13 protein-coding genes are annotated in these 15,010 nt (G+C 64.7%); 7 read left to right on the top strand and 6 right to left on the bottom strand.

From position 1 onward, the window contains the following. Positions 1 to 53: 53 nt before the first annotated feature. The 4 genes from OOJ09_RS07125 (at position 54) to msrA (ending at position 2,710) form a co-directional block, all read left to right on the top strand. Positions 54 to 425 carry an endonuclease domain-containing protein gene (locus OOJ09_RS07125; protein WP_269904509.1) on the top strand — a complete coding sequence of 124 codons (372 nt, stop codon included), beginning with the start codon at positions 54 to 56 and terminating at the stop codon, positions 423 to 425. 257 nt (positions 426 to 682) lie between these two features. Further along, a complete protein-coding gene (locus tag OOJ09_RS07120) occupies positions 683 to 1,387 on the top strand; it encodes a DUF1223 domain-containing protein (RefSeq protein ID WP_269904508.1) in 705 nt (234 codons plus the stop codon). A 99-nt stretch (positions 1,388 to 1,486) separates the two neighbouring features. After that, positions 1,487 to 1,780, top strand: a complete 294-nt coding sequence (locus OOJ09_RS07115) for a hypothetical protein (protein ID WP_269904507.1) — start codon at positions 1,487 to 1,489, stop codon at positions 1,778 to 1,780. Positions 1,781 to 1,972: 192 nt separating this feature from the next. Then, a complete protein-coding gene (gene msrA / locus OOJ09_RS07110) occupies positions 1,973 to 2,710 on the top strand; it encodes a peptide-methionine (S)-S-oxide reductase MsrA (protein ID WP_269904506.1) in 738 nt (245 codons plus the stop codon). A gap of 190 nt (positions 2,711 to 2,900) precedes the next feature. Here the strand turns inward: msrA and OOJ09_RS07105 are convergent, their stop codons facing one another. Continuing rightward, on the bottom strand, positions 2,901 to 3,404 hold the full coding sequence (locus OOJ09_RS07105) for a hypothetical protein (protein ID WP_269904505.1): 504 nt from the start codon (positions 3,402 to 3,404) through the stop codon (positions 2,901 to 2,903). 343 nt (positions 3,405 to 3,747) lie between these two features. Next, positions 3,748 to 4,020, bottom strand: coding sequence for a DUF4242 domain-containing protein (locus OOJ09_RS07100; protein ID WP_269904504.1), 273 nt, complete (start codon positions 4,018 to 4,020; stop codon positions 3,748 to 3,750). A gap of 222 nt (positions 4,021 to 4,242) precedes the next feature. Between OOJ09_RS07100 and OOJ09_RS07095 the strand changes: the two genes are divergently transcribed. Beyond that, complete coding sequence (locus OOJ09_RS07095) at positions 4,243 to 6,831, top strand: helix-turn-helix transcriptional regulator (RefSeq protein ID WP_269904869.1); 2,589 nt, start codon at positions 4,243 to 4,245, stop codon at positions 6,829 to 6,831. A 46-nt stretch (positions 6,832 to 6,877) separates the two neighbouring features. Here OOJ09_RS07095 and OOJ09_RS07090 read toward each other — a convergent pair whose 3' ends face one another. From OOJ09_RS07090 to OOJ09_RS07080, 3 genes are all read right to left on the bottom strand, one after another. Next, positions 6,878 to 9,421 carry a mechanosensitive ion channel family protein gene (locus OOJ09_RS07090; RefSeq protein WP_269904503.1) on the bottom strand — a complete coding sequence of 848 codons (2,544 nt, stop codon included), beginning with the start codon at positions 9,419 to 9,421 and terminating at the stop codon, positions 6,878 to 6,880. Positions 9,422 to 9,613: 192 nt separating this feature from the next. After that, positions 9,614 to 10,618, bottom strand: a complete 1,005-nt coding sequence (locus tag OOJ09_RS07085; RefSeq protein ID WP_269904502.1) for a cytochrome d ubiquinol oxidase subunit II — start codon at positions 10,616 to 10,618, stop codon at positions 9,614 to 9,616. 4 nt (positions 10,619 to 10,622) lie between these two features. Beyond that, positions 10,623 to 11,984, bottom strand: a complete 1,362-nt coding sequence (locus tag OOJ09_RS07080; RefSeq protein WP_269904501.1) for a cytochrome ubiquinol oxidase subunit I — start codon at positions 11,982 to 11,984, stop codon at positions 10,623 to 10,625. A gap of 238 nt (positions 11,985 to 12,222) precedes the next feature. Between OOJ09_RS07080 and OOJ09_RS07075 the strand changes: the two genes are divergently transcribed. Together OOJ09_RS07075 and OOJ09_RS07070 are read left to right on the top strand one after the other, a co-directional pair. Beyond that, entirely contained in the window at positions 12,223 to 13,149 is a 927-nt protein-coding gene (locus OOJ09_RS07075) for an ABC transporter ATP-binding protein (protein ID WP_269904500.1), read from the top strand. Then, the gene (locus OOJ09_RS07070) at positions 13,146 to 13,907 is read left to right on the top strand and encodes an ABC transporter permease (RefSeq protein ID WP_269904499.1); all 762 of its coding nucleotides are present in this window, start codon (positions 13,146 to 13,148) and stop codon (positions 13,905 to 13,907) included. Before OOJ09_RS07075 ends, OOJ09_RS07070 begins: the two co-directional genes overlap by 4 nt. Before the next feature lie 32 nt (positions 13,908 to 13,939). Here OOJ09_RS07070 and OOJ09_RS07065 read toward each other — a convergent pair whose 3' ends face one another. Next, the gene (locus OOJ09_RS07065) at positions 13,940 to 14,977 is read right to left on the bottom strand and encodes a phosphatidylglycerol lysyltransferase domain-containing protein (protein ID WP_269904498.1); all 1,038 of its coding nucleotides are present in this window, start codon (positions 14,975 to 14,977) and stop codon (positions 13,940 to 13,942) included. Between the last annotated feature and the right edge of the window lie 33 nt (positions 14,978 to 15,010).

The raw sequence follows: 15,010 nt of genomic DNA, 5'->3' as shown, positions 1-15,010 counted from the left end.
CTCGGCGTAGGAGGGGTGCTGGACGGAGCACAACGGTTAGCTAATCTGACGCCATGCCGCATCAACCCGTTCCCCCAGTCAAACGTAGCTTTGCCCGTTCGCTCCGGCGTGAAATGACGGAAGCGGAAAACAAGCTTTGGCATGAACTGCGTGATCGCAGGCTCGACCGGACAAAATTTCGGCGCCAGATTCCCTTCGGAAAATACATTGCCGATTTCGTTTGTCTCGAAGCTGGGCTGATCATCGAGATTGATGGCAGCCAGCATGCGGGGTCCGAGTCCGATCGGATCCGCAAGGCCGAGCTGGAGGCGAAGGGCTTTCGCGTTCTGCGTTTTTGGAATGATGATGTCCTGAAAGACTTGAACGCCGTCTGCGACACGATCATCGCCTATGTACGGGATACAAATCTGCAGCCTTGGCGATAGGGGCGCCCTTGCCTTCTCCCCTTGTGGGAGAAGGTGGATTGGCGCGCAGCGCCAAGACGGATGAGGGGTGCTGGAAGGAATGAGGCGTTAGCGTTCCCTGGAACACCCCTCATCCGTCGCCTTCGGCGACACCTTCTCCCACAAGGGGAGAAGGGAAGGCGACGATCACAAACCGGTGAGCGCTGTAACGAACTCCGTGGCGACGGCGAAGTGGGGACATGACCGGCGCATCCTGGCGCCGCCCACGGAGCCAGCCAATGTCGGGATATCAAGCCAAGCGCAGCAAGCTTACCCTATTGTTCGGCCTGGGAGCGCTCGCCGCATCGCTCGGTGCCGCCGCCGCCCAGCCGCTCACCGTGGTCGAGCTGTTCACCAGCCAGGGCTGCTCGTCCTGCCCGCCCGCCAATGCCAACCTGATCAAGGTCAAGGACCAGCCCGGCGTGCTGGCGCTGTCCTTCAACGTCACCTACTGGGATTACCTCGGCTGGAAGGACACCTTCGGCAGGCAGGAATTCACCCAGCGCCAGGTGAGCTACGAACCATCGCTCGGCCATGACGGACCGTTCACCCCGCAAGTGGTGGTCAACGGCCATGCCGATGCCGTCGGCGCCGCGCCCGGCGAAATCCAGCATCTGATCTCGAGCGCCGGCCGCGCCAGCGGCCCATCGCTGTCGCTCGACAGCGGCAAGATCAGCATCGGCGCCGGCTCGGTGCCGGGCGGCAAGGCCGATGTCTGGCTGGTCCGCTACACCAAGGGTGTCGTCCAGGTGCCGGTGGCGCGCGGCGAAAACACCGGCCGCACGCTGCCGCATGCCAATGTCGTGCATTCGCTGAAGAAGCTCGGCAGCTGGACCGGCGAGGCCACGGCGCTGAACCTGCCGGCGGCATCGGATGGCCTCAGCACCGCGGTGCTCGTCCAGTCGCCCGGCGGCGGGCCGATCCTGGCCGCCGCCACCAACTAGAAATCACGCTTCGACAAGAGATTGCGCAACGCCGCACAAGCGGCGCCGCAAGAACCCGGCCGCCTGGAAGGCGCGCCATCAACCCACCAGGAGACCATCATGACCGTTCTTTCCCGCCTGACGCTGCCGGCGCTCGCTTTCGCTCTGTGCTCGACGGCGTTGTTTGCCGGCGGCATCGCCCGCGCCGACGACGCCACCAACGCCATGAAGCCGGCGAACGCCATGGCAACCGATGCGATGAAGCCGGCCACCGACGCCATGAAGCCGGCCGATCCGATGGCCACCAGTGCCATGAAACCAGCCGCCGACGCGATGAAGCCAGCCGCTGATGCCATGAAGCCCGCAACGGACGCCATGAAGCCGGCGGCTGATGCGATGGCCCCGGCCAACTGAGATTGATCCGTGGCCGGCTGTCCCTGGCGGGCTCCCTGTCCAGCCGGGGACAGTCCCTTGCCGGCCCAGGCCGGCAAGTCTGGACCGATTGACGGGCGCACGTGAAATTGAGGCGTCGGCCGCAACTCGCCTGTCGCACAATCCTATCTCATCCAATAGACTCCACACGATGGACGTCACAGGAGTTCAGCCATGACCGACATACAACAACCAGCCGCCAGACAGTCGTCGAACTTTTTCAAAGGCGCGCTCGCCGCGCTCGTGCTGGCCGCGGCTGGCGCCGCCTTCTGGCAGACGCCGGCGATCTCCGCCGAGGACGCGGTGGTCATCCCGCCGCCGGCGATGGACGAGAAGGCAGCCCCGGGCAGCGAAAAGGCGATCTTCGCCGGCGGCTGCTTCTGGGGCGTGCAGGGCGTCTTCCAGCACGTCAAGGGCGTCAGCAAGGCCGTCTCCGGCTACACCGGCGGAGCCAAGGACACCGCCGTCTACGAGACGGTCGGCAGCGGCCGCACCGGGCACGCCGAATCCGTCGAGATCACCTACGACCCGTCTGTTGTAACCTATGGCCAGCTGCTGCAGGTCTATTTCTCGGTCGCCCACAATCCGACGCAGCTGAACTATCAGGGGCCGGACAGCGGCACCCAGTACCGTTCGACGATCTTTGCCGAGAACGATGCGCAGAAGAAGATTGCGCAGAGCTACATCGCCCAGCTCGACCAGGCCAAGGTGTTCCCGAAGCCGATCGTCACCACGCTGGAGACCGGCAAGACCTTCTATCCGGCCGAGGATTACCATCAGGATTTCCTGACCCTGAACCCGACCTATCCCTACATCGTCTACAACGACCTGCCCAAGGTGGCGAACCTGAAGCAGCTCTTCCCCAAGCTCTACAGCGAGAAGCCGGTGCTGGTGCTGTCGGCCAGCAACTAGGGTCCAGACCCTAGATCTGGATGTTGGCGCGGAGAGCCGAAGCTCCCCGCGCGCCCCCGGAACCAACCGGCATCCGGCCCGCCCCAGCCCTTTATATGGGCTGGCGCCGATCGGTCGCGGGGCCTGGTGTGATGACGATCGGGGTCGCCGCACACCATAGCGAAGGCCGGCGCCGTGCCGGCAATCGGGATCAGCCGCCCATCTTCATCGCCTCGCACGACACGTTGGGGTTCATGTCGGCGAAGGTGCCGGTCGGGTTCTTCTTCCAGGCCCAGACATGCAGTTCATAGAACGGGCCGAGGCCGTAGCGGTTGGGGGCGCTGTTGAAGTTGAACAGCTGCCCTTCCAGCGAGGCCGGGCCTTTCGACGTGATGTATTCGACCGCCACGAGCTTGAGCTTTCCGTCGGCCATCGGCTCGTACATGACGGCCTCGGGCTTGGCGAGGTCGACCGCATCGTCCTTGAGATAGCCGGCATTGACGTAGTGGATGCCCATCGCGCCGCCGGTGATGCCGCTGGCGCAAGGGATCGGTGCATAGCCCTCGGCCGTGGCCGCCGCCACGTTCTCGAAGCGGCCATTGGCGGCACGCACCTTCGCATCCAGCGTGCCGCTGTCACCGGCATTGGCGGCCGTCGCCGCGATCGACAGGATCGACAGGTTGATGAGATGCTTGGTCCACAGATGGATGTTCATGTTCTCTCCTCGTTGTTGATGGCGCATGGGAGCGGCGAGCCGCCCCGCCGCGAAGTCGGACCTGGGCTGCACGCATCAGCGGCCCGACCGGGTGAAGTCCCAGTATTGCGGCAGCTCCTCGAGCTCCGGCAGGCCGATGTCGCGTCTCAGATAGTCGTCCTGCGGAGGCAACCGGCGCCGGCTCTTGCGCAATGACGCGAACAGCAGCGAGGCAATCCGCCGGAGAACCCGGCCCAGTAACGGGCCTCGTCCGACTGGTCTCGAAGCAGCCAACACCTCGCTGGACGGGTCGTCAGACAAGCCGCCATCGCCGCGAAGGGCCGTTTGATATCCATGGAGGGGATCAAAGATAAAAGTAAGGGTCAAGGACCCGCACCTCCGTGATCTTGTCGACTGGCAGCGAGTTCATCTGGGCGGTGCTGCGGATGGCTTCGGGCGAAGGCCCATCGTAGATGCAGAAACTGCGCTTCTTGTCGGGCGACACGAAGGACTGCACCCAGGTCACTCCCTTCTCCGCATTGCGCATGATGACGCCCTTCATCGCATCGGCGCCGGCGTCGTTCATCGGCACATTGAGGCCATCCGGAAATGTGCGTTCAATCAGGTAACGGGGCATGGCTTGGTTTCCTTTTTCCAGTGATTCACGCTCGATCCGAGCGCGGCCGGACAAAGATCACGCTCGTCAACGGCGCGCATCGGAGCCTTTCCCCATGTTTGGCGGGACGAATCCCCATGTTTGCAACGTTTGGTTTCGGGAGCCACAAAGCGGATACCGAACCAGGCTACCCTGGCGGACAGATCGTGGGGCCGCCGGCTCGCGACCTGGGAGAGGACGATGATGCTTCTGGAACGGCAGCCACAGCTGGAGCACCTGGACGCCCTTCTGGCGGAGGCGGCGCGCGGCCACGGCCGCGTCGCGGCGTTGACCGGCGAGGCCGGCGCCGGCAAGACAACGCTTGTCGAGGCCTTCATCGACGCGGCAGCCAAGGGCACGCGCCTGTTCCGCAGCGCCTGCGAGGATCTGTCGATACCCGATACGCTGGGGCCGCTCTACGATCTCGCCCGCGAGGCGCGATGGGCGCTGCCGCAGGCGATCGACATCCGGCAGGGACAAAGGATGGCGCTGTTCTCCGACGCTCTCGACGTCTTCGAGACAAAGGCGCAGCCAACCCTGCTGATCATCGAGGACCTCCATTGGGCGGACGACGCAACCCTCGATTTCGTGCGGTTTCTCGGCCGGCGCATTTCAAACACCCACATTCTCCTGCTGCTGACGGCACGCACCGACCGCAGCGAGGGACAGATGCGCGTCCGCCGCGCGCTCGGCGAAATTCCGGCCAATAGCGTCGCACGCATCGATGTGCCGCTTTTGAGCGAAGCGGCGGTCCTGTCGCTCGCCGGCGCCGCCGGCCGCGATGGCGATGCCATCTACCGGGCCACGGCCGGCAACGCCTTTTTCGTCACCGAACTGTTGAGCGCGGAAGATGAAACCGTCTTGCCGGCCAGCGTTCGCGACGCCGTTGTCGCGCGGGCCGAACGCCTGTCCGCCGGCGCCCGCTCGATGCTCGACGCGGTGTCGGTGTTCCCCAGGCGCGCCGACGCCTGGGCCTTGCAGGGCCTGTGCGGCGTGGCCAGCGCCGGCCAGCTTGCGGAATGCGTCTCGAACGGCCTGCTGGAGGATCTCGGCGACGGCTACGCGTTCCGGCACGAGATCGCCCGCCGCGCCATCGAGATGATGCTGTCGACGAGCCACAGGAGACAGTTCAACCAGCGCGCGCTGTCGGCACTGCTCGAAAATAGCGAGGTTGCCACCGCGCGGCTGGTGCATCACGCCGTGGAGGCACACAATCTGGAAGCGGTGCGCGAACTGGCGCCGATCGCCGCAAAGGAGGCCTCCCGCGTCGGCGCGCATCGCGACGCCGCTGGCTACTATGAGATCGCCTTGCGCCAGGCCGACAGCCTGCCGATGGCGGAGTGCGCGGATCTGTACGAGCGCTATGCCTTCGAGCGCCACTTGATTGGGCAGATCGACGAGGCCGTCGCCGCGCAGGAACAGGCGCGCGCGCTGCAGCGGGCCATGGGCAACACGCTGAAAGAGGGAGACAGCCTCAGATGCCTGTCGCGCTTCGCCTACCTGCTGGGCGACCGCAGGTCCGCGGATGCCTTCGGAGCGCAGGCGGTTGCGCTGCTGGAGACCGTGCCGGCCGGCGCCGAACTCGCCATGGCCTATTCCAACCTCTCGCAGCTGGCGATGCTGGCCGAAAGGCTCGACGAGACGGTGTTGCTCGGCGACAAGGCGATCAAGCTCGCCGAACGGCTGGACCGGCCAGACATCATCTGCCACGCCCTCAACAATGTCGGCGCCGCCGGCCAGTGGCTGGACCTGGCTATCGGCCGGCAGCAGCTTGCCCGCAGCCTTGACATCGCGCTTGAGCACAATTTTCAGGAACACGCGGCGCGCGCCTTCACCAACTGCGCCTGCAGCGAGATGAACCAGCTCGGCTACCGCCAGGCCCGGTCCTTCCTCGATCGCGGGATCGACTATTGCGTCGAAAACGACCTCGCGACCTGGCGTGACTATATGCGCGGCGTGAAGGCGCAGTTGCTGCTGCGTCACGGACAATGGGACGAGGCTGCCGCCGAGGCGCTTGATGTCATCACCAACGACCAGGCGACGGCCCTGGTGCGTTATCCGGCCCTGGTGGCCCTGGCCCGCCTGCGGCTGCGGCGCGGCGATCCCTCGGCCGAGCCGGTTTTTGAGGAGATGACCCGGTTCCTGGAAAAAGGAATCGAGCTGCAGCGCCTGGCACCCTATGCGGCGGTCATGGCCGAGCGGGCCTGGCTCGGGCAGATCGACAAGGCGCAGGCGCTCGCCCTGATCGACCGTGCCGAGACCCTTTCACCGACGCGGGCGGTTTTCGCCGAACTGGCCAGCTGGCGGCAGCTGCTGGCTCCCGACCGCGACCCCGGTGACACTGACGGCATGGCCGCTCCCTACAGGATGCTGCTGGCGGGAAACTGGCTGGAAGCGGCGGCTTTGTGGGCGGAGCTGCAAGCCCCCTTCGAACAAGGGCTTGCGCTGATGCAGGGCGACGAGGCGGCCCAGCGTTCGGCGCTGGAGATTTTCGAAACCCTCGGCGCAAGGACGGTTGCCCAGCACATGCGCGAGATCATGCGCAAAAACGGCCTCAACAACATCGCGCGGGGGCCGCGCCGTACCACGCGCGCGAACGGCGCCGGCCTGACCCAGCGCCAGATGGAAGTGCTGCAACTGATCGAGCGCGGCTTCTCCAACAAGAGGATCGCCGAGCATCTCACCATTTCGCCGAAGACCGTCGACCACCACGTCTCGGCGGTGCTGGGCAAGCTGGATGCTGGCTCTCGCGGCCAAGCCACGGCGGCGGCGCGCGACTCGGGGCTGATCTGAAACCGGCCCGCTTTCGCGGGCGCGAAGTCGTGCCCTGGCCGTTCCGTCACGTGCCCTTTCGCCAGGGCAGGCTCCAGCGCACCTTTTCCAGCGTCGCCCTGGCCTCGGCCGATTGCGGGTCGGGTTCCGTCTCGCGGTAGTGCGCCGATCCCTGTGGCGGGTAGGCAAGCGTGTTGTTGAGGGCAAACCTGTCGAGCTGGCTGAAGTCGGGGAAGGGCAGGTTTTCCGCCTCGCGCCAGTCGCTGACCCGTTTCTCGGCGGCGACGCGCTTGTCCTCGTCGATCGGCAGGTCGGCGGCGCTGTACTCCAGCTGCGCCGGGAAGGCGAACTGCGCGCCGGCTTCGTCCATGATGTTGATGATCGACAACAGGATGTCCTCGCGGATGGCGAGGAACTCGGACGCATCGGATGTCATGATGTAGGTGGAGATGTCGACGTCGAGCGAATAAGGGCCGAAGCCGACGAAGCGGACGCGGCACGGGTCCTCGATGACGCGCGGGTGCGCAATCAGCAGCTTGCGCAACTCGGCCAGCGTGTAGCGCAGCTGGTCGGGCGTGGTCTCGTAGCGCAGCTGCAGCGTGGTGGCGAAGCGGGTGCGGTCTCGATGCGCGTAGTTTTCGATCTGCATGCCGGCAAAGTCGGAATTCGGCACCGAGATGATGGTGCGGTCGAGCGAGCGGATACGCGTCGAGCGCATGCCGATATGCTCGATGGTGCCCGACTGGTCGCCGAACTTGCAGAAGTCGCCGACGCTGACCGGACGGTCGGCATAAAGCGTCAGGCCGGAGAGGAAGTTCTGCAGCGTCGGCTGCGCCGCCAGCGCCACGGCCAGGCCGCCGATGCCGAGACCGGCGATGACGCCCTCATAGGGAATGGCAAGCACTTCGGCGAGCAGCAGAAAGGCGACGACCAGCACCGCGACGCGGGCAACGCCGGTGGACAGCGAAATCAGCGTGTCGTGATAGCCGGGCACTTGCCACATCTTGCGATAATGGCCGGCTAAACTGCCGATCAGGTGCCAGACCACCGGCACGAAGCCGATGACGATCAGGCTCCAGGCCACCGCCTTGACGGGGGCCGCGATGACCTGCGGCAGGCCGAGCGGGCGCAGCGCGAACAACAGGAACAGGCCAAGCACGATGGCGCGCACAGCCCACGCGACGACGCGCAGGAAGGTCGAGCGCTCGGCGTCGCCGCGAGCGCCGGCAACAAGCCCGATCACCGCACTGGCGACGAAGCCGAAAGCGATGCCGGCCAGTGCCGTCAGCCCGAGCGCCAGCCACTGCCAGCGTTCGATCGGCCCGGCGCGGGTAAGCAAGGCGGGGCTGATCTCGCGAGCGAAGCCCCGGGTGGCGAAGAACGGATCGCCGCTGGCGAAGGCGGCGAATTCCGGCGCCACCGGCACGTCCTCGACATCGGCATAGAGCGTTCGGATGTTGGCCAGCGTCTCGGGCGTGAATTGCCAGACTTTGCCCTTGCCGGTGTCGACCGGGCCGACGACGACATTGCCGGACGGATGCTCGAAATAGACATAGGGCGTGTTGCTCTTGGGATCGTCGGGAATCTCCTGCCAGTAGACATAGCCGATGCGGTCGATGACCTTCTTCAGGTAGCGCTCGAGCAGGATCGCCTCGTCGGCGCGCACCGCCGGATTGTAGTCGCGCAGGTCAAGTGCCGCCTCCGCCGGATCGCCGACCTCGGAGATGCCGCCGAGCAGCATCTTGAAAGTATCGCGCGGCGAGGCGAGCTTGCTGGGATCGTCGACCATGTCGACGGCTTCGCCGCGCGCCGCCTGGAATTCGGCGAGCTTGGCCTGCAGCGCGACCAGCGGCGGGCCGACGATGAACCACGCGCCATTCTTGCGGCGGAAAGTGACGTCGAAGGAGACGCTGGTGCCGTATTGCTGCAGCCTGGCCGTCACCTCGTCGGCGGCGATCGCATCGTGCGGCAGGCTCCACAGGCGGAAGGTCGCCTTGTCGACGACGGAAAACAGCAGCTTGGTGTAGTCGGGCATGTTGAGGCCGCCGCGATCGGCCTCGCTGACATCGATGAGGCCGGCGGCGAGCGCGGCAAGGCCCATGCCGCCACCGGTGGCGCGCGGCACGTTGTCGGCGCCGCTTTCGTTCATGGTCTGCAGGAACGAGCGCATGGTGGTCATCGGGCTGGCCTGATCGACGCCGATATTGTCGACGGCGCTGACCCGCACGCCTGTCCACCATTCGGCGGTGGCGGATTCGAAGCGGCCCATGAAGCTCGCGCCGTCGGGCGACTGGACAAAGCTGAACTCGCCCTGGCGATTGCCTTCGAACCAGCGACCTTCCAGCGTTCCGCCTTCGGCCCGTGCCTCGATGCGGCCATTGTAGAGCGGGTAGACGCCTTTGACCTCGGCGCCATTCTGCTCGAACTTGATCTGGGCACCGCCACCGCGCCATTTGGTGTCCCAGACGCCAGCCCAATTGGCTACCTCCTGCGCGTGCGCCAGCGAAGGCAGCAGGCCGGCAAGGACAAGCGCGGCAATGAGGGCAAGCACGCGTAGCAAAAGAAAGACCAAGCGCTCCCGGCCTGCCGGGGTGAGGTGGACATCGCGCATCGGATTGCCCTTCTTCTCGCCGGCTCATATGGCGCGCCAGCCGAAGAAGGTTATTCCGCTTGAAGATGAATATTGTATTTCCGGCAGATGATCAGGCGCGACAACTTTTTCGTCAGCAACTCAGAATCAACAAGGATTAGGGCAAGCCAATTCGCATTTTGCAGGCCTGCATCACCTGCATCACAATACACCTCAGTCGTAGGTCAGGTCGGTCGCCTTGCCGCCGAACACCCGGTAGGCATAGAACGAATAGAAGATGATGACCGGCAGCACGACCACGGTGCCGGCCAGGATGATGGCCAGGCTTTCGGGCGCCGAAGCCGCCTGCCAGATGGTCAGCCTGTCGGGCACCACGAACGGGTAGAACGACCAGGCAAGACCGGCAAAGCCGAGCGCGAAGATGGCGGCCAGCGTCAGGAACGGCGTCAGCGAATGGCGGTCGTCTGCCTTTGGCAGATGGAAGGTCTGCCGCCACAGCCACAGAAACAGCAGGCCCGAAAGGATCGGCAGTGGCGACAGATAGAGCATCGAGGGCAAGACGAACCATTTGTCGAAGATGCGCGGGCTGGCGAACGGCGTCGCCAGCGACACCGCGGCCATGCCGAGCGCGGTCAGCACCAGCGCCGTGCGCAGCCACCGCACCGCCTTCTTCTGCAACTCGCCTTCGGTCTTGTAGATGACCCAGGCCGCCCCCATCGCCGCATAGGCGGCGGCGAGGCAGAGCGCCACCAGCGCGCCGAAAGCCATGCCGCCCAGGCCGACATCGAGGCCGAGCACATAGACGCCCAGCATATAGCCCTGCGCCAGCGAGGCGATGAGCGAACCGAGGAAGAAGATACGGTTCCAGCGATGCTTGCGTTCGGTCGGCACCTTGGCGCGGAAATCGAAGGCGACGCCGCGCAGGATCAGCCCGACCAGGAGCACGAACACCGGAATGTAGAGCGCGGTCAGGATGACGCCGTGCGCCAGCGGGAAAGCGACAAGCAGCAGGCCGACGGCCAGCACCAGCCAGGTCTCGTTGGCGTCCCAGAACGGCCCGATGGCCGCGATCATCGTGTCCTGCTCGGCGTCTTGCGCGGCGGCGAACAGGATGCCGATGCCGAGATCGAAACCGTCGAGAATGACGTAGATCAGGATGGCGAGGCCCATCAGGCCGGCGAAGATCAGCGGCAGCAGGGTTGGCCAGTCGAGGGTCATTTTCCTACTCCCCAGCCGATGGCTGCGACAGCGCTGCGTTCATCACACCCGGCAGCGGCGATGAATCGCCGTCCTTCGCCGCCTTCAGCGCCAGGTGCACCAGCACGCCGAGATAGGCGATCAACAAGAACGCATAAAGAATGAGATAGATGGCCAGCGTCAGCGCGACATGGCTGCCCGCCACCGGGCCGACGGCGTCGGCGGTCTTCAGCACGCCTGTCACCAGCCAGGGCTGGCGGCCGATTTCGGTGGTGTACCAGCCGGCCAGCGTCGCCAGCCAGCCCGACAGCGCCATCGGCACCATCAGCAAGGCGAGCGGCTTCGGCAGGCGATGCCGGCGCCTGAGGAAGAAGGCGGCGGACCAGGAGACAGCCAGCATCAGCAGGCCGGTGCCGACCATGATGCGAAAACCCCAGAACACCGGGAAGACCGGCGGATGGTTGCCGACATAGTCGTTCAACCCCGGCACGACACCGTCGGTGCTGTGCCGCAGCACAAGGCTGGCACCGTCCGGAATGGCGATTTCGAACCTGTTTTCCCTGGCCGCCTCGTCGGGCAGGGCGAAGAGAACCAGCGGCACGTTGGGGCCGGTGTTCCAGTTGGCCTCCATGGCGGCGATCTTCTGCGGCTGGTGCTCCAGCGTGTTCAGCCCGTGCTGGTCGCCGGCGAAGATCTGGATCGGGATCAGGATCGCCGCGGTGAAGACGCCGGTGCGCAGCGCCTTCCACATCGATTCCGAACGATCGCCCTTGAGGTAGCGCAACGCCGAAAGGCCGGCGATCAGGAACGACACCGTCAGGCCGGAGGCAAGCAGCATATGGACCAGCCGGTAGGGCATCGACGGGTTGAAGACGATCGCCCACCAGTCGACGGCATGCGCGACGCCGTCGCGCATCTCGAAGCCGGCTGGCGTCTGCATCCAGGAATTCAGCGCGATGATCCAGAAAGCCGAGACGGTGGTGCCGCCGGCCACCAGCACCGTCGCCAGCGTGTGGATGCGGTTGGAGACGCGGCGGAAGCCGAACAGCATGATGCCGAGGAAGGCCGCTTCGAGGAAGAAGGCGGTGAGGATCTCGTAGGCCAGCAGCGGCCCGGCGATGTTGCCGACCTTTTGCATATAGCCCGGCCAGTTGGTGCCGAACTGGAAGCTCATGGTGACGCCGGTGACCACGCCCATGGCGAAGGACAGCGCAAACACCTTCACCCAGGTGAAATAGGCGCGCATCCAGGCGGAATCGCCCGTGGCGTTGTAGCGGAGCTTGAAGAACAGCAGCACCCAGCCAAGCGCAATGGTGATTGTCGGAAACAGGATGTGGAACGAAATATTCGCGCCGAACTGCATGCGCGACAGGATGAGCGGGTCCATTGGCGGCTCCGGCTGCTTCTTATGTGCAAAGGATAGGCTCGAAGCGGGATTGGGTCAAAGCGTCGTGGCGCCGCGCGGGGCGCGTTGTCGCAGCAGATCAAGGAAAGCATCACCACACGACAGGCCGCGGGACGTGCGATGATTGTCGAGAACTGTCAGCAGCGGCATTGACTTCCGGTTGCATGCAACGACATTCGGCCTATATCAGGTCACCTCTTTCAGGCAGCCGTTTTCAGCCATGCCCTCCATCCTTTCCATTTCCGGGGTCTCCAAGACCTACGCCACCGGCTTTACCGCGCTCAAGGAAGCCAATCTCGACATCCAGCGTGGCGAGATCTTCGCGCTGCTTGGTCCGAATGGCGCCGGCAAGACGACGCTGATCTCGATCGTATGCGGCATCGTCAACCGCTCGTCGGGCACCGTCACCGTCGACGGCCATGACATCAGCAAGGATTATCGCGCCGCGCGCAGCCTGATCGGCCTGGTGCCGCAGGAACTGACCATCGACGCTTTCGAAACCGTCTGGGCGACGGTCAACTACAGCCGCGGCCTGTTCGGCAAGCCGGCTAACCATGCCTTCGTCGAGAAGGTGCTGCGCGATCTTTCGCTGTGGGACAAGAAGGATGCCAAGGCGATCACCCTGTCGGGCGGCATGAAGCGGCGGCTGATGATCGCCAAGGCGCTGTCGCACGAGCCGCGCATCCTGTTCCTCGACGAACCGACCGCCGGTGTCGACGTCGAGCTGCGCCAGGACATGTGGACGATGGTGCGGCGGCTGCGCGAGGACGGCGTCACCATCATCCTCACCACCCATTACATCGAGGAGGCCGAGGCGATGGCCGACCGCGTCGGCGTCATCAATCGCGGCGAGATCATCCTGGTCGAGAACAAGGCCGAACTGATGCGCAAGCTTGGCCGCAAGCGGCTGCTGCTGGAACTGCGCAATCCGCTGACGGCCATTCCCGAGGCCTTCTCGCGCTACGCGCTGGAGCTGTCGCCTGACGGCGGGCAGCTGACCTACACCTATGACAACCAGGCCGAGCGGCCGGGCGTCGCCTCTTTGATCCGCGATCTCGAGGCTGGCGGCATCCAGTTCCGCGACATCGACACGCAAAACAGCTCGCTCGAGGAGATCTTCGTCAATCTGGTGAGGAGAGAGCCATGAATCTGCGCGCTGTCTGGGCGATCTACCGGATGGAAATGGCGCGTGCCTTTCGCACCGTGCTGCAGAGCATCGTCTCGCCCGTCATCTCGACATCGCTGTATTTCGTCGTCTTCGGCTCGGCCATCGGCTCGCGCATCACCGAGATCGACGGCATCAGCTACGGCGCCTTCATCGTGCCGGGGCTGATCATGCTGTCACTGCTGACGCAGTCGATCTCCAACGCCTCCTTTGCCATCTACTTCCCGAAATTCGTCGGCTCGATCTACGAGTTGCTGTCGGCGCCGGTCTCCTATCTGGAGATCGTCATCGCCTATGTCGGCGGCGCGGCGACCAAGTCGATCATCCTCGGCCTGATCATCCTGGCCACCGCCTCGCTGTTCGTGCCGCTTTCCATCCAGCATCCGTTCTGGATGGTCGCCTTCCTGGTGCTGACGGCGGTGACCTTCAGCCTGTTCGGCTTCATCATCGGCATCTGGGCGAAGAGTTTCGAACAGCTGCAGCTGGTGCCGCTGCTGATCATCACGCCGCTGACCTTCCTCGGCGGCAGTTTCTATTCGATCAACATGCTGCCCGGCATCTGGCGCACGGTGACGCTGTTCAACCCGGTCGTCTACCTGATCAGCGGCTTCCGCTGGAGCTTTTTTGGCAAGTCCGATGTCTCGGTCGGCATCAGCCTCGGCATGACTGTTGTCTTCCTGCTGGTCTGCATAGCGATCGTCGCCTGGATCTTCAGGACCGGCTACCGGCTGAGGAACTGACGCGGCTTCGCAAACCCAAGTCCCGCAGAACCTCAAACAGCCTTGACCAGCCGCAGCAGTCCCAGCATCTCGACATATGTCCCCTTGCGGAAGGCGATATAGGTCGGCTCCTCGGTGCCATGGAAGCGGCGCTTGAACGCCGCCTGGCCTTGCAGGTTGAACCTACGGCGGTTGACCCATGGCGATTCGTAGGCGCGCTGGAAGGTGTTGCGCCAGAAATCGCTTTCGGCAAATCCGCTTGGCCGGATATCGAGCATCGGCGACAGGCCGAGCGTAACCACCGACATGCCTTGCTCGCGAAAACGGTCGACGGCGAATTTGGTCAGGCCGATCTCGGCATGCGGCGAGGCATCGATATGCTTGCGCTTGAAGGCCGTGGTGTAGCCGATGACCTTGCCGTCTCGAAACAACGGATCGAAGTCGAGCAGGGCGATCAGCTCGCCATCGGGGCCGTGCAGGACGAAACGGCGCATGTCGATGCCGAGATGGTCCGCAAACGGGCGGTTGAGAAAGCCCATCTCCCAGCGTTTGACGATGCGGTCGCCGCGCCAGTTTTCGGAAAGCCGTGCGATCTCGTCGAGAAAGATTGTCCGCTTGTCCTCGTCGAACGAGAACCCCTTCTTCAACAGCCAGCGCTCGGAGTAACGCACGGTTTCGTTGCGCTTCCCGGAAAAATCATGGTCGGGCAAGCTGAGGCGGGTGTCCATGCCGAGCCGATTGACCTTGTAGCCGAGCCTTGCCAGCACGCGCGCGGTCGCCTCGCCGATCTGCACGAACCACGGGCTGCCGGCGGTCTCGACGAAGCGCCTGATGTAGTCGGGCCGATGGGCCGGAGCCGCCACGGGATCGCCGAGCGCGAAATGATGCTTCATCTTGGTGCCGAAGGCGATGTAGCCGTTGGCGTCGCCGAAATAAGAAAGCTTGCCCTGCACGGCGGTCGAATAGGCGAGCGAGAAATCGCCATGGCGGCGGACGAGCGCCAGGCGCTCGACATGCGTCAGGTCCCGCCGCGGGACCTTGGGCGCGGCGCCCTCAAGGATTTTGTCGAAATAGATCCGCAAGGAGGGCATGGTCGAGATTCCGCGTACCGTCTACGGCGCCGC

Origin of the sequence: Mesorhizobium qingshengii, from assembly GCF_027563465.1 — a bacterium.
GTDB lineage: Bacteria > Pseudomonadota > Alphaproteobacteria > Rhizobiales > Rhizobiaceae > Mesorhizobium > Mesorhizobium qingshengii_A.
Note: the sequence above shows the minus strand (reverse complement) of the source record. Positions and strands in the feature narration are given on the sequence as shown.

What these genes read in the sequence shown, in the direction of transcription:
- OOJ09_RS07095 (WP_269904869.1), top strand. Translation starts at nt 4,243, where the DNA reads ATGCTTCTGGAACGGCAGCCACAGCTGGAGCACCTGGACGCCCTTCTG.
- OOJ09_RS07125 (WP_269904509.1), top strand. Translation starts at nt 54, where the DNA reads ATGCCGCATCAACCCGTTCCCCCAGTCAAACGTAGCTTTGCCCGTTCG.
- OOJ09_RS07070 (WP_269904499.1), top strand. Translation starts at nt 13,146, where the DNA reads ATGAATCTGCGCGCTGTCTGGGCGATCTACCGGATGGAAATGGCGCGT.
- OOJ09_RS07120 (WP_269904508.1), top strand. Translation starts at nt 683, where the DNA reads ATGTCGGGATATCAAGCCAAGCGCAGCAAGCTTACCCTATTGTTCGGC.
- msrA (WP_269904506.1), top strand. Translation starts at nt 1,973, where the DNA reads ATGACCGACATACAACAACCAGCCGCCAGACAGTCGTCGAACTTTTTC.
- OOJ09_RS07080 (WP_269904501.1), bottom strand. Translation starts at nt 11,984, where the DNA reads ATGGACCCGCTCATCCTGTCGCGCATGCAGTTCGGCGCGAATATTTCG.
- OOJ09_RS07075 (WP_269904500.1), top strand. Translation starts at nt 12,223, where the DNA reads ATGCCCTCCATCCTTTCCATTTCCGGGGTCTCCAAGACCTACGCCACC.
- OOJ09_RS07065 (WP_269904498.1), bottom strand. Translation starts at nt 14,977, where the DNA reads ATGCCCTCCTTGCGGATCTATTTCGACAAAATCCTTGAGGGCGCCGCG.
- OOJ09_RS07085 (WP_269904502.1), bottom strand. Translation starts at nt 10,618, where the DNA reads ATGACCCTCGACTGGCCAACCCTGCTGCCGCTGATCTTCGCCGGCCTG.
- OOJ09_RS07105 (WP_269904505.1), bottom strand. Translation starts at nt 3,404, where the DNA reads ATGAACATCCATCTGTGGACCAAGCATCTCATCAACCTGTCGATCCTG.
- OOJ09_RS07115 (WP_269904507.1), top strand. Translation starts at nt 1,487, where the DNA reads ATGACCGTTCTTTCCCGCCTGACGCTGCCGGCGCTCGCTTTCGCTCTG.
- OOJ09_RS07100 (WP_269904504.1), bottom strand. Translation starts at nt 4,020, where the DNA reads ATGCCCCGTTACCTGATTGAACGCACATTTCCGGATGGCCTCAATGTG.
- OOJ09_RS07090 (WP_269904503.1), bottom strand. Translation starts at nt 9,421, where the DNA reads ATGCGCGATGTCCACCTCACCCCGGCAGGCCGGGAGCGCTTGGTCTTT.